Source organism: Rhodococcus artemisiae, assembly GCF_036327795.1.
Taxonomy (GTDB): Bacteria; Actinomycetota; Actinomycetes; order Mycobacteriales; family Mycobacteriaceae; genus Rhodococcus; species Rhodococcus artemisiae.
Genome location: NZ_JAUTXY010000019.1, coordinates 79,613 through 92,043, shown reverse-complemented (window position 1 = coordinate 92,043; position 12,431 = coordinate 79,613). Strand labels below are relative to the sequence as shown.

13 protein-coding genes and 1 pseudogene are annotated in these 12,431 nt (G+C 69.1%); 5 read left to right on the top strand and 9 right to left on the bottom strand.

Annotation, left to right across the window (positions count from 1 at the left end; all coding sequences use genetic code 11):
* The 5 genes and pseudogenes from Q7514_RS29220 to Q7514_RS29200 form a co-directional block, all read left to right on the top strand.
* Positions 1–254 (top strand): annotated as a pseudogene (locus tag Q7514_RS29220) (flavoprotein); the annotation flags it as partial.
* Positions 255–259: 5 nt separating this feature from the next.
* Positions 260–1,495: an MFS transporter gene (locus tag Q7514_RS29215; RefSeq protein WP_330136758.1), complete on the top strand. Its 1,236-nt coding sequence runs from the start codon at positions 260–262 to the stop codon at positions 1,493–1,495.
* Entirely contained in the window at positions 1,492–2,556 is a 1,065-nt protein-coding gene (locus Q7514_RS29210) for a flavin-containing monooxygenase (RefSeq protein ID WP_330136757.1), read from the top strand. The genes Q7514_RS29215 and Q7514_RS29210 overlap by 4 nt, the downstream gene beginning before the upstream one ends.
* Positions 2,557–2,725: 169 nt before the next feature.
* Positions 2,726–2,965 (top strand): hypothetical protein, encoded by a 240-nt coding sequence (locus Q7514_RS29205; RefSeq protein WP_330136756.1) that lies wholly within the window; start codon positions 2,726–2,728, stop codon positions 2,963–2,965.
* 227 nt (positions 2,966–3,192) lie between these two features.
* The gene (locus Q7514_RS29200; protein ID WP_054810809.1) at positions 3,193–3,732 is read left to right on the top strand and encodes a DinB family protein; all 540 of its coding nucleotides are present in this window, start codon (positions 3,193–3,195) and stop codon (positions 3,730–3,732) included.
* A gap of 270 nt (positions 3,733–4,002) precedes the next feature.
* Here the strand turns inward: Q7514_RS29200 and Q7514_RS29195 are convergent, their stop codons facing one another.
* The 9 genes from Q7514_RS29195 to Q7514_RS29155 all read right to left on the bottom strand — a co-directional run bounded on the left by Q7514_RS29195 (position 4,003) and on the right by Q7514_RS29155 (position 12,399).
* Positions 4,003–4,983: a zeta toxin family protein gene (locus Q7514_RS29195; RefSeq protein ID WP_054807688.1), complete on the bottom strand. Its 981-nt coding sequence runs from the start codon at positions 4,981–4,983 to the stop codon at positions 4,003–4,005.
* 3 nt (positions 4,984–4,986) lie between these two features.
* Entirely contained in the window at positions 4,987–5,460 is a 474-nt protein-coding gene (locus Q7514_RS29190) for a helix-turn-helix transcriptional regulator (protein WP_330136755.1), read from the bottom strand.
* Between the two features lie 148 nt (positions 5,461–5,608).
* Positions 5,609–6,130, bottom strand: a complete 522-nt coding sequence (locus Q7514_RS29185; protein ID WP_330136754.1) for a hypothetical protein — start codon at positions 6,128–6,130, stop codon at positions 5,609–5,611.
* 56 nt (positions 6,131–6,186) lie between these two features.
* Complete coding sequence (locus Q7514_RS29180; RefSeq protein WP_330136753.1) at positions 6,187–6,909, bottom strand: hypothetical protein; 723 nt, start codon at positions 6,907–6,909, stop codon at positions 6,187–6,189.
* A gap of 24 nt (positions 6,910–6,933) precedes the next feature.
* Positions 6,934–8,226 carry an insoluble domain protein gene (locus tag Q7514_RS29175; RefSeq protein ID WP_330136752.1) on the bottom strand — a complete coding sequence of 431 codons (1,293 nt, stop codon included), beginning with the start codon at positions 8,224–8,226 and terminating at the stop codon, positions 6,934–6,936.
* Between the two features lie 67 nt (positions 8,227–8,293).
* Positions 8,294–9,685 carry a ParA family protein gene (locus Q7514_RS29170; protein ID WP_330136751.1) on the bottom strand — a complete coding sequence of 464 codons (1,392 nt, stop codon included), beginning with the start codon at positions 9,683–9,685 and terminating at the stop codon, positions 8,294–8,296.
* 2 nt (positions 9,686–9,687) lie between these two features.
* Positions 9,688–10,035: a hypothetical protein gene (locus Q7514_RS29165; RefSeq protein WP_330136750.1), complete on the bottom strand. Its 348-nt coding sequence runs from the start codon at positions 10,033–10,035 to the stop codon at positions 9,688–9,690.
* Positions 10,036–10,069: 34 nt separating this feature from the next.
* Positions 10,070–10,252, bottom strand: coding sequence for a hypothetical protein (locus Q7514_RS29160; RefSeq protein WP_054808043.1), 183 nt, complete (start codon positions 10,250–10,252; stop codon positions 10,070–10,072).
* Positions 10,249–12,399 carry a type IV secretory system conjugative DNA transfer family protein gene (locus tag Q7514_RS29155; protein ID WP_330136749.1) on the bottom strand — a complete coding sequence of 717 codons (2,151 nt, stop codon included), beginning with the start codon at positions 12,397–12,399 and terminating at the stop codon, positions 10,249–10,251. Before Q7514_RS29155 ends, Q7514_RS29160 begins: the two co-directional genes overlap by 4 nt.
* Positions 12,400–12,431: the final 32 nt, after the last annotated feature.

Here is a 12,431-nt window from a genome sequence, read left to right as displayed (position 1 = left end):
AGAGCTACGGGCGGGCCCCGACGTTCCTGGCGATGACCGGCTACGAGCAGGTCCGCAGCATCGCCGCCGCCCTGGCCGGTGATCATGATGCCGCCGCCCGCGTCGAGCTGACCCTGCCCGAGACGGGAGTGTGCGGCGGCGCCGGAGTGTTCGACGACCCCGCCGCCGACACCGCCACCGAGGCCGCGGCCGGTGGGTGCTGCGGTGCGCCCGAGCCGGAGTTGGTCACTCTCTCCGCCCGCACCGGCGGATAACGCCGGTGACCGACACGTCGACCCGCCCGCAGCCCGGCGCTCTCACCGGCGCCGGGCTGCGGCGGGTGCTGGCGGTGCTGTGCCTGACCGAGATCACCAGCTGGGGCATCCTGTACTACGCGTTCCCGGTCCTGTCGGTCTCGATATCCGCCGATACCGGCTGGTCGCCCACGTCGATCACCGCGGCGTTCTCGCTCGGGCAGCTCGCCACCGCGGCCACCGGTATCCCGGTCGGGCGCATCCTCGACCGGGTCGGACCGCGCACGATCATGACCGCCGGCTCGGTCCTCGCGGTCCCCGCGCTGGTCCTGATCGCGCTCGCCCCCACGCTGCCGGTGTTCTACGCCGGGTGGCTGCTGGCCGGCACCGCGATGGGCGCGGTGCTCTACCCACCGGCGTTCGCAGCGCTGACCCGCTGGTACGGCGACCGCTCCGTCCACGCCCTGATGATCCTGACCCTCGCCGCGGGACTGGCCAGCACCGTCTTCGCCCCCTTGACCTCCGCAGTGGACCAGCAGTCGGACTGGCGCACCACCTACCTGATCCTCGCGGCGATCCTCGCCGCGATCACCATCCCCGGACACTGGTGGGGACTGCGCGGATCCTGGCCCGCCGCGACCCCACCGGCGAACGGCGCAGCCCTGGGTCACCGGGAGATCGCCCGCAGCCCCGCGTTCCTCGCACTGGTGGCCGCCTTGGCGTTGGGCGCGTTCACCGCCTTCGCCGGGGTGTTCAACCTGGTGCCGTTGCTGCTCGAACAGGGCTTCTCCCCGTCGGTGGCGGCGTGGACGCTCGGGCTCGGCGGCGCCGGACAGGTGCTCGGCCGCCTCGGCTACCTGCCCCTGGTCGCCCGCACCAGCGTCCGCAGCCGCATCGTGGTGATCCTGGCCGGGACTGCGGCGACCACCGCGATCCTCGGCGTCGTGACCACGGCCGCTGCGTTGATCGGCGCGGCGATCGGCGCGGGACTGGTGCGCGGATTGTTCACCTTGATCCAGGCCACCGCCATCACCGACCGGTGGGGCTCGACCCACTACGGCCGGCTCGGGGGGCTGATGTCCGCCCCGATCGTGGTGGTGATGGCGTTGGCGCCGTGGGCGGGAACCGCCCTGGCGTCGGCGACCGGCAGCTACGCCACCGCTTACCTCGTCCTCGCAGTCGTTGCCGTGATCGCCGCGCTCCTCGCGGTCGCGTCCGTGCCGCGCCTGACCACCACCGACACCCTCGAAGGAAAACCATGACCGACTATGACGCTCTCGTCGTCGGCGGTGGCCAGTCCGGCCTCGCCGCCGCCCACGCCCTGTCTGCTCGAGGCCTGCGCACCGGACTGCTCGAAGCCGGCGACGAGCCGGTCGGGGCGTGGCCGCACTACTACGACAGCCTGACCCTGTTCTCCCCGGCGAAATACAGCGCCCTACCGGGCGTGGCGTTTCCCGGCGATCCGGACCGCTATCCGCGGCGCGACGAGGTGATCGACTATCTGCGCCGCTACGCCGCCGGACTCGACGTCGACATCGTGACCGGTTCCCGCGTCGAGACCGTCACCTGCGAGCGGGGCGTCTACACCGCCCACACCGCCGCTGGCGATAGTGTCACCGCGCCGATCCTGATCGCGGCCACCGGCTACTTCGGGTCCCCGAATATCCCACCACTGCCGGGTCTGGACACCTTCGGCGGCACGGTGCTGCACACCAGCGACTACCGCGAGCCTGCTGCGCTGGCCGGTCAGAACATCATCGTGGTCGGTGCCGGTAACTCCGCTGTGCAGATCGCCACCGAACTCACCGAGGTCGCCTCCGTCACCCTCGCCAGCCGCCGACCTCCGAAGTTCATGCCGCAGCGACCTTTCGGACGTGATGTGCATTATTGGTTGACGGTCACCGGGTTCGATCGCGCTCCTCTCGGGCCACTGCTGCGCACCCCGCCGACCCAGCAGGTTCTCGACACCGGCCGTTACCGCCGCGCCCTGGCGAGCGGCAATCCGCAGCCGCGACCGTTGTTCACCGGTCTCGACGGCGACCGTGTCACCTGGCCCGACGGCACCACCACCGCTGACACGGTGCTGTTGGCCACCGGTTACCGCCCGCACCTGCCGTATCTGACCGGCCTCGACGGCACTGACCGGCCTCTCCACCGGCAGGGCATCTCGACCACCCACGCCGGTCTCGGGTATGTCGGCCTCGAATGGCAACGCAGCCTGTCGTCGGCGTCGCTGCGGGGTGTCGGCCGCGACGCCGGCCGGGTCGCCGATCGTGTGGTCGCCGCCGCCCGATCCCGCCGCACCCTGCCCACCGGCCTCTGACCGGCGCTGCGTCCATACGTGGCCGGGCAATGTCGACACCATGGAAGGCGCACCGCCCGTCCCCTCCGGGGGCGGGTTTACCTTTTCTCGTGCGATCCGTCGCCGATTCGAGACCGTGGGCGGCGTGTCTGCCGCCGCATGCCCGCATCCGCGTTTACCATCTGCCTCAATGAGAACCCGCGTCGTCGAACGGGTTCCGGCCGACACGACCGCGGGAGCGGCGCTGATGGACATGGACGAACAGTTGCACCAGCTGGCGTGGCAACTCCAGCACAACGGACACGACTGGAGTGAAGTCGCCGCCGAGCTCGGCTGCGACGAAACCGTCGCCCGGGCCATGGCCGACCGATACCTCGCCGACACCGAGAGTCGAGCACAGAAGGACCAATTCTCGCTGTTCGATCTCTGAGCGGCGCACGTCATCCCGCGCTGCTGCCGCTGCTACGCGGTCACGACACCGCGATCCGCACCACTGCGGCAGGTACGTCCGACGTGGCATCCGAGGGTCGACGGGGGCGCTATATCGATTCGCGACATGAGACTGAATTCGGCCGGCAGTTGTGGAGGCCGCCCGGAGGGGGAAGTCTGGTATCGACGGCCATCGAGTGCCGTGGCTCCCTGGACAGGTGGTGGATCATGGGCCGCGCCGAAGGGGTGGATAGAGCCGCCATCGCCGGCGAGCTCGAACGCACCCGTGTGCAACTGCACCGGCTCCTCGCCGATGCTTCCGACACCTCGTTGCGGAGTCGGTCGGCGGGGACGCGGTGGACCAACGAGCAACTGTTGTTCCACATGGTCTTCGGGTACATGGTGGTGGCGGCGCTGCTGCCCTTGGTGCGGATGGTCAGCCGGCTGCCCGCCGGAGTGGAGCGTCGATTCGCCCAGGTCCTCGATGCCGGTACGCGGCCTTTTGACGTGGTGAACTACTACGGTTCATGCGCTGCAGCCCTGGTGTTTGACCGGAACCGGATGGGCACGAAAGCCGACCGGGTCATCGGTGCGCTGAGCCGCCGACTGCAACGCGAATCGGAGCAGGCGTTGGGGCGGGGAATGTTCTTCCCGGTGCGCTGGGACCCGTTCTTCACCGATTACATGACCATTGGTGAGCTGTACCGGTATCCCATCAGGCACTTCGATTTCCACGAACGACAGCTCACTCTCGATTGTCCGCACTGAATCAGAACCCTCAGCCCTCGCGGCAGCACTTTCGGTGTGACGCCAATGCTCGCCGACAGGTCGACCTCGGTTCACGGTGAGCTCAGCCTGATGCACGGTGCAACTCTCTGACGGATAGCCCCGGCCCCGAACCCGTCGAACGAGGACATTCACGTGCATGCACAGCAAGCCCAAGTGCAGCAAGGTCATTCAGTGTGGCGCCGCCTCGATATCACACGCGCGGGTATGTAGGCAACCGCGGATATGCCTCGATGGTGTCCGGAGCGTGAGTCACCCGACCGGAGTCGAGTCCGCTGTCCATGTCACGCACAGTTCGCCGTCCGCGTCCGATCGCTCACGACGTTCGACGTGGTCAGCGCCGCGGCCCGCATCTTCGGTGCGATACAGGTCGTAGCACCCGACCGCGGTATGCGCCTCGCTCACCTCGAGCGCGTTGACTTGCGTGACAGATCGGCCGTGCAGCGGCAGATGATCAGGTTCGCGGAACTCGGTGAACAGCGCATCGACCGCGGTGGCCGGCACCCATCGACCACCGAGTCGAGCAGGAGGGTCGGCGGGATCACCCAATGCCCCCAGTAATCCGTGGCGCCATCTGGTCACGATCCGCTCCGCGGCCACGTGCTGGGGCGCTTCGACATCGACAACGTGGATCGTGTACCCGGCCTGCTGCAAATGGGTGAGCAGCCGCTCGGCGTGACCCTTCCACGCGAGGGTGCCATCGATGATGAGGTTCTCGCCGTCGGCCACGGCATCGCGCTGCGCGGCCGCGAACAGAAAGTCGGTCGACTCACGATGGACCAGCGCCGACAACTCGAAAGGATAGAACCTGCTGCCCTCCCCCGGCGCTGCGCGCAACTCCGGCGGCACCAACTCCTCGAATGTGCCGTCAGCGAGGGCTGCTTCGAGGAGGTAGCGCTTGAACACGTCAGCATCGAGTTCGCGCCATCGGCGCGGATCACGGCCACGGAAGAGATGCTCGTGGGTCGAGGACTTGCCGGCACCGGGTGGTCCTGCCATCACAATGGCCGAACGTTCACGGGCAACGTGCGGGTTCGCTGCGCGCCACTGTTCGAGGATCTGCTCGTGCAACCGTCGGCGCGCGCTGGTGGGCACCGGGGCGCCGTCGATGCGCCGGAACCAGCGGCGATTGTTCACCGTGGCATGGGGCGCATCGGGCTGGAGTGGACCGTCTCCGGTCGACAGGGACGCCAGGTAGATACGGCGGTCTTCGATCTCGTCGGGAGTGAGCACAGGTCAGTGATCTGCCAGCGCCTCGAGCAGAGCGTCGTAGTCCTCGTCGGTGAGGAACCCGTCGCGCAAGGCACGTCCGACCTGCATGGTGAAACTTCCTTCTGTGGCAGGGTTTCCGTCGTCGGCCCATTCGAACGGATTTGCTTCCGCGGGGCGTTCGTACTCCCAGTCGGTCAGTTCGCGCATCATCGCGGCGCGTGTGATCTCGCCGGCAGCGTAGCGTGCGGCGATCTCGTATGCGGTTCCCCCATGCGTGCCCCGCCGCAGATCGGGAGCATCGATACGGGCGCGGCGCAGCATGTCGCTGATCGTCGGCTGACTCACGCCGACGATCTTGGCCAGGCGCATTTGGGTGAAACCCCGCTCATGGAGCTGGCGCAGATGCCGCAGGTAGGCGATGTGCGCAGCGGTTTCGCGGGCCTTCTCCCGGCCCAGATCGGCGACGAGTTGCTCATCAGGGTTCATCATCGTCGTCATGCCGCACCTCCTGCTGGCGTCACACTGTCTACTATCCCACCCACCAGTGTATAGGAAAACTTATAACCGCTGTTCACGTAGTGCGTCGCCCCTCGATCGTGGACGTGCATAGGACAACGTCCGCCGGGGAGGTGATGTGTACACAGGGTCAGCGGCAGTCGACATGCACCGAGACCTGCACCCGGCCGCTGTGCTCGGCGTTCCACCCGTCCGGGCCTTCGACAGCCGCGGCGATATCGAGCTGATCAGGCTCGGACCAATCCACCGGCACGGGAGCAGCGACCACCGGGTCGGTGGTGTCGATCTCGGCGGCCGCGAGCTGCTGATCGGTGTTGCTCACCGTCAGCACCGGCGAGCCGTACACAGCGCGGATAGTCCAGCCGTGTGGAGCAGTGATCTCGACGGTCAGGTCATCGCCCCGGCCGGTGCACCGCGCGGCAACAGCCTCGGGCTGCGGGGTGGTGATCTCGCTGTCGGAGTGCGCATCTCCCCAACCGATGACGATGCTGCCCAGATCGGTGCTGGTACCGGTGACCACCTGGCCGCTGAACGAGGTGGACACTGCCGCGGCATCACGCGGCTGGTCGCCGCATGCGGTCAGCGCGGCGAGCCCGCACGCGAGAGCCGGCACGGCGAGCGCCGCGCGGCGCAGCGGTGAGGTGGCAGACATGTCCCGGTGGTCCTTTCGGTGGAGCGCAGAGTGTTCGGGGGCGCGGGGAGGTGCGGTTACTTGAAGACGTCGACGTACCAGCGGCCGTCGATCTTCGCGGTGGTCACGGTCTGTGTGCCGCGCTCGACCGGGACATCGGGGCGCATGACCGACAGATCGACCAGAAACACCCCGTCGGACAGCTCGACGGTGCGCAGGCAGTAGTTCGTGCCCTGCGGGAGCGTGTCGATGAACGTCTGCAACTCCGGAGCGGACGTGACCGTCGACGTCGGGGTGGCCAACGCCCGCGCAGCCTCTGCGTCACGGCGGTTGTAGTACGCGTAGTTGAACGCGGCGATCACACCCGGCCCGCTGCGCTGGTCACCGCGATCGGCGCGGCATTCGCCGGCCGCCTCCGGATCGGCGGTGGCGGCTGCCGGTTCGGGTTCGGTGTCGTCCGACAGATTCAGTACCGGCAGTCCGTTGTCGTCGACCGGGCCGGATGCCGTGTCCGCGGTGTCCGCCGACGGGGCCGGCTCGGCGGCACTGCCGTGGTCGGCAGTGAGCTGTCCGACGGCGACGGTCCCGGCCACCACCACGACCACGGCCGCTGCGGCAACGGCGGTGGTGCGGCCGGGTCGCCACCGGCCGCGGCCGCCGCGCGGCGACGCCGCCGGCCCCGATGCCGCCGGGGCGGTCAGGGTCGACGGCATCGCCGCAGGTGCGGTGGGTGCGCCACCGAGAAGGTCGACCACCGCGGGATGGCGAGGGGTCCGCCGCTTGAGGTTCGGCTTCTTCATGACGCTGCCCACTTTCTTTCTGGCTCAGATACCGAACTGGGCGATTCCGTCGCCGATGGCGTTGGTGATGAGGTTTCCGGCCAGTCCCGGGGTGGCGTCGGTGAAGAACGACTCGAGGCCCTGGTCGACCTGCTCGATGAGCTGCTCACCGCCCGGCTGGACCGCCACGAAATCGCGAACCTGCGTGTCGATCGTCGGGGCGGTGTCGGTGGTGAACGTCTGCACCGCCTCGACGACGGTGGCACCAACCGGGTCCTGCGACCACTGGGCCAGTGTGGTGTCGACCTGCTCGGTGATCTGCTCGGACTCGACCTCGGGCACCTCGACCTCGATCGGGGTGGCATCTTCCCCCGCACCGTAGGCGGTACCGAGGCCGTACCCGGCCAGGCCACCACCGAGCGCGCCGAGACCACCGCCGACGGCGCATCCCACACCGAAACCGACAGCCGCCCCGAGGCCGGTGCCCGCCACCCCGGAGGTGACCGGCGCAACCCCGGGGACCGGCAGCGGAACCATCGTGCCCAGCCCGGCACCGCCGATACCACCGACCGTGGCCAACGCCAGAGCGGTGGGCACGCCCGCCGCGGTGCATCCGGTCACGAAACCGACGCCCGTGCCGACCGCTGTTCCGGCGACCTGCGCGGAGGCGAGCTTCTCGGCCTCGTCGGAGTCCATGGTGCCGGTCGACTTGTGGAGGTCGGTCACCATCGCCTCGATGACCGCGGTGGTGCGGTTGGTGCGTTCGGCGTCGATGTCGGAGACCCAGGCCGGCTGATCGAAGATCACGCGGCCGAAACGCATCTTGTCGGCCGGAGCTTCGATGGGCAGGGTCGGCCCGGCGACCACAGCCGGGGCCGGGGCCTGCGGAGTCGGCTCCGCGTTCCAGGTGCCACCGCCGGAGTAGTCGGTCGAGTAGCCGCCGGTGTAGTCGGTGTAGTCGGTGTAGTCCGTGGAGTAGTCCACGACGGTGACACCGCCACCGGTCTGCGGATCATAGGCACGCGTGCCCTGGTTGTACTGCGCCGGCGGCGCCACCCAGAAACTGCTCTCGGCTTTCGGCTCCGAGACGGTCGGTGCCGGGGTCGTAGTGGTGGTGCCGCCGGTCTGCGCCCCGCTGGTCACACCCTCCTGGGTGGTACCTCCGGTCACGCCGCCCTGGATCGGCTCGGCCGCCGCCGGGCCCGCCACCATCGTGGACATCCCGAACGCGGCGGTGGCCACCGCCAGCGCCGTCGCGGTGGTCTTCGCCGACCGGCGGCGACGGCGACCCTGTGCGCGGCGCGCGGCGCGGTTTCCGGAATAGGTTTCGATGCTCATCTGTACCCCTCGGTGAAAGTCGGTGAAGAAATGAAGACGGGGCCCACCGCGCAGCGGGGGCAACAACTCAGCCAGCAGCACCACGACCGATCCGGGTGACGGTCGCCGCGAGCACCGTCAACGCGTCGCGGGTCTCACGACGCAACTGCGAGAGCACGATCCGCTCCCCCGAGGCGAAGACCGGCTCGAACGGCATCCGGCACACCGACACCCCGAGCGCGGTGAACGCCTCCACGGCCTCGGTCTCGACCATCGGCGCATCCCCGGGACCGTCCGTGATGACCACGACGGTGCGAGCGAGCACATCGGGGCGGACCGCGGAGATCGCGGAGAGGGTGCGCTGGGCGACCACGGCGGCGTCGCGGCGCAGCGGGACCGGAACAACGACCGTGTGCGCGGCGGTGATCGCCCACTGCCAACTACCGGCGTGGCTGGCGTTGCCGGTGTCGGCGAGCAGCAGATCGTAGTGGCGTTCGAGGATCGCCCCGAGCGTGGCAGCGTCCTGAAAGCTCAGCGGCGCCGCGGACTCCGCCTTTCCGGCGATGACGTACGAGCCGCTGGGCTGGCGGGTCAGGTAGCGGCTGAGGGTGGACGGGCGCACCTGCTGCGGCGCCGCGCCGAGGTCAGCGAGCAGCGCCGCCGCGTCCTGACCGCCGGCCGGGGGGACCGCGACGCGGTCGGCGAAGCTGCCGCCGATCTCTCCGAGGTCGATGCACGCGGTCGTGGCGGGGCCACGGTATTCGGCGATCGTTTCGGCCAGGGCGATCGACATCGGGGTTTTGCCGACGCCGCCTTTGAGGTTGACGAAGGTGATCACCGCGCTCTCCGGCAGCGGCCCGGCGATCGTGGCCTGCGCATCGCGCAGCCGCATCTCGAGCGAGTCCGCTTTCGGGGCGAGGGTCAGGCCGAGCATCGCGTTGAGGCGGCCCCGCATCCCGATCCGGGCCGGTTTCCCCGCAGCGGGGTTCACACCCGGCGCGGACAACACCGGCAGCGGACCACGGAGCGGCCCTGTGGCCGCGTCTGCGGACCGAACCGGCGCCGCGGTGGGTGTGGGGGACGGTGCGGGCCGTGCGGCTGTCCGGACGGGCTGGGCGGGCACCTCGTAGGTGATCGGTTCGGCGGGCACCATCACCGGCCCGGCCGGCGCCGCGGAGACAGGCTCCGCGGCCACCGGGACGGGCTCGGTCGCCACGACCGGAATGGGCACGCTCGGGGCGCTCTCGGTGAGCTTGCCGTCGGTGCCGACCGTGAGGAACCGGGTGTCTTTACCCGTCCGGTAGACGACCTCGACAGCGGACTGCTGCTCGACCGCGATACTGCGCACGAACTCGTGCACGACAGCAGCCAGTGCCTTGTCCTCGGTCGCGGTCAGTTCCATCGGCGGCACGTCCGCACCGGCGAGCGTCGCGCGCGCGGTCGTCGCGGAGGTCGCCTCGATGTCCACGGTCGGCGCCATCGTCAGTTCCCGCCGAAGGCACCGGCGCCGGCCAGTGCGGTGTCCATGTCCTCGACGACGGCCTCGGTCTGCTCCAGCTCGGCCAGGGCCTTCTCGCGGGCCTTACCGTCGGGCAGTGCTTCGATGACCGCGCGGCGCTTGGCCCCGGCCTCGCGGATCTCGGCGAGGCGTTCGCGGGTGAGTTCCTGCTTCTCGTCGAGCTTGGGCAACCATGTCGGCACCGACGCCTTGAAGTACTCGCGTAGCGCGGCGATGACCGGATCGTTGGCGCCCTTGGCGACGAACGGGCCACGCAGCGCGGCGACGTCCTCGGTGGTGGGGGTGATCGACTGGGAGATACGGCGGGTCATGGATTTTCCTTTCGGTGGTGACTACGTGTGCGGATCAGGGGCGAGGGAACATCGGATCGACAACCCTCGGAACGGGCTGCCAGGCACGGATTCGGGCGGCGACGATCGCGCGCACGCGTTCGGGCACGGCCGTGGACCGGAACTGTGCGTCGGCCACATCACCCGCGGCGGTCGCAACCGCAGCAGGCGCGCCGTCGCGGTGGTCCGAGGTCGTCATGCGCAGGCTCCTACGAGATCGGGATCGGGCAGGGCAACGACGCCGGTCGCGTCGAAGACGATGCGGGTTTTCACCCGGCCGGTGCCCACGATCAGGACCGTTTCGATCACCTCGCCCTTGCGGCCGCGGCGGACCTCGACGTCGTCGACGGTGACCGGCACCAGCTCGCCGTCCTCGTCGTCGATCAGCACGGTCTGTCCCGCGGTCACACTCGACGCCGGAATGGCATCGGCGAAGTCGTCGTCGAGCTCCGGTTCCGGCTCGGGTTCGGGGACGCGCTTGGCCATCGACACCGCGGCCTCGTCGCCGCGGCCCGCCCCGATGACGATCGGTTCGGGCACGCTGCCGTGGCTGCGAGCCCGCTTCGCCAGCGCGCGTTCGGATTCGATGAACTCGGCCAGCTCCGGCGAGTAGCACGTGAACTGCGGCGCCTCGACCGGAAGCAGGCCCTCGATGATCGCCTTCTCGCTGCCGGACAGCTGGTTCCACTTGTTCGGATGCTTGTCGACGTTCGGGGTCCACCACATCTGCGCATCGACCGGATTGCCGTCGTCACCGAGCGCGATCCCGCGGCCCTTGACCGACGTGTCGACCTCACGCCCGACAGTGGAATCGCCCCACATCATCAGCGCGCCGTCCTGCGAGAGGTTGCCGAGCGAAATACGGGTGCCGAAGTTGTCACGCGCGTTACCCGAGGCGCCGCCGAACAGGGACGCATCCGGACGCTGCACCCCGAGCAACAAGCGGATACCGGCCGACCGTGCGAGCACCGCCAGATCCGCCCACGCACCGAGCGGATCGAGCTCTTTGAGCAACGCCTTCGTCTCGTCGTCGCCGGTCTTGGCCAGGCGCTGCCACTTGCCCGAGAGGATGAAGAATTCGTCGAGCACCGCGATCATCAGCGGCAGCTGCGAGCCTTCGATCTTCATCTGGTGGATGTAGGCGTTGCGGGCCATCATCTCGGTGTGCAGGGCGCGCACGAACATCGCTGCGCGCAGCGCGTCGTAGATGATCGCCCCGCACCCCGGATACCCTTCGAGTCCGTCGAGTTCGATCATCTTCGGATCGACCCCCACGAACGGGATACCGCGGCGTGCGGCTTCGGTGAGCAGTGTGCGGATCACCGAGGTCTTACCGCCGCCGGTGGGGCCGACGATCAGGCAGTGCGGCTTGTTGGAACTGGTGGACACATCCCAGAACATGATCCGGTCGGCGCTGCCGGTCGCATAGGGCAGGTGCCGCAGGTTCTCGTCGACCAGTTCCAGCGGATGGTCCACCCGGGTGGGCATGGCGGTGACCAGACGCATCACCAGGTAGCCCCGTTCCGGGTACCAGTCGGTGGTCCAGTTCCGGCCGGACTCGTGCGGGCCGGCCAACGACGCGAGCGCTTCGTCGACTTTCATCTGGAAACCCGGGGATCCGGCGTTCATCGACTTCTCGAACCCGACCCGGTACCCGGTCTCGATACCGCTGTCGTCGATGCTGTCGACGGTGACCTTCGGGCCGGAGAAGATCGACGCGCCGTCGAGCGCCGCTTGCAGAGATTTCTGTCGTTCGCTGCGGGTGTCGGGGGCTATCGGGGTGCGGGTGATGACCAGGCGGTCGCGGCGCGCGTCGTGGCGCACCGTCATCGCCCACGACTCGCTGCCACCGAACGCGGATTCGACCGAGCGGGAGAACTCCTCGAGCTGCTTGGGCCGGATCACCGCGCCGCGCGGCATCGTGATCCTCGCGCGGCGCATCGTGCGACCGCCGGCCGTCGGCGTAGCGGTGATTTTCGTGGGCAGGTGGCCGGTGCTCTGCCGGACCATCGAGTCGAGCATCTGCCTCCAGCGGCGAGCGCGGTAGCGGGAGATGTCGGCGGCGATCAGTGGGACGGTCACCACTGCCAGCGGCCACCGGTAGTCGTGCAACTGAGTCAGCGCGTCGAGCGCCGTGGCGTTGCCGGTAGCGGAGGCAACGAGGTTCGGGCTGTAGAACGCTACTGCGGCAGGCACGGCCGTCAGCGGTGAGGCGGGTACGAAGCGTCGGACACCAGTAGGCCGGTCGTCGCGGACCTGACCGCCGCGAGGGCCGGTGGTGTCGCCGAACATATCGCGCCACGCCGCGACTGCCCAGTCTTTGAGTGGGTCTGGAGTTCCGCTCACTGCCTGCGCCTTTCGCTCGTGTCGGTCTCGTT

What these genes read in the sequence shown, in the direction of transcription:
- Q7514_RS29160 (WP_054808043.1), bottom strand. Translation starts at nt 10,252, where the DNA reads ATGACGACCTCGGACCACCGCGACGGCGCGCCTGCTGCGGTTGCGACC.
- Q7514_RS29180 (WP_330136753.1), bottom strand. Translation starts at nt 6,909, where the DNA reads ATGAAGAAGCCGAACCTCAAGCGGCGGACCCCTCGCCATCCCGCGGTG.
- Q7514_RS29205 (WP_330136756.1), top strand. Translation starts at nt 2,726, where the DNA reads ATGAGAACCCGCGTCGTCGAACGGGTTCCGGCCGACACGACCGCGGGA.
- Q7514_RS29210 (WP_330136757.1), top strand. Translation starts at nt 1,492, where the DNA reads ATGACCGACTATGACGCTCTCGTCGTCGGCGGTGGCCAGTCCGGCCTC.
- Q7514_RS29200 (WP_054810809.1), top strand. Translation starts at nt 3,193, where the DNA reads ATGGGCCGCGCCGAAGGGGTGGATAGAGCCGCCATCGCCGGCGAGCTC.
- Q7514_RS29170 (WP_330136751.1), bottom strand. Translation starts at nt 9,685, where the DNA reads ATGGCGCCGACCGTGGACATCGAGGCGACCTCCGCGACGACCGCGCGC.
- Q7514_RS29190 (WP_330136755.1), bottom strand. Translation starts at nt 5,460, where the DNA reads ATGACGACGATGATGAACCCTGATGAGCAACTCGTCGCCGATCTGGGC.
- Q7514_RS29185 (WP_330136754.1), bottom strand. Translation starts at nt 6,130, where the DNA reads ATGTCTGCCACCTCACCGCTGCGCCGCGCGGCGCTCGCCGTGCCGGCT.
- Q7514_RS29175 (WP_330136752.1), bottom strand. Translation starts at nt 8,226, where the DNA reads ATGAGCATCGAAACCTATTCCGGAAACCGCGCCGCGCGCCGCGCACAG.
- Q7514_RS29165 (WP_330136750.1), bottom strand. Translation starts at nt 10,035, where the DNA reads ATGACCCGCCGTATCTCCCAGTCGATCACCCCCACCACCGAGGACGTC.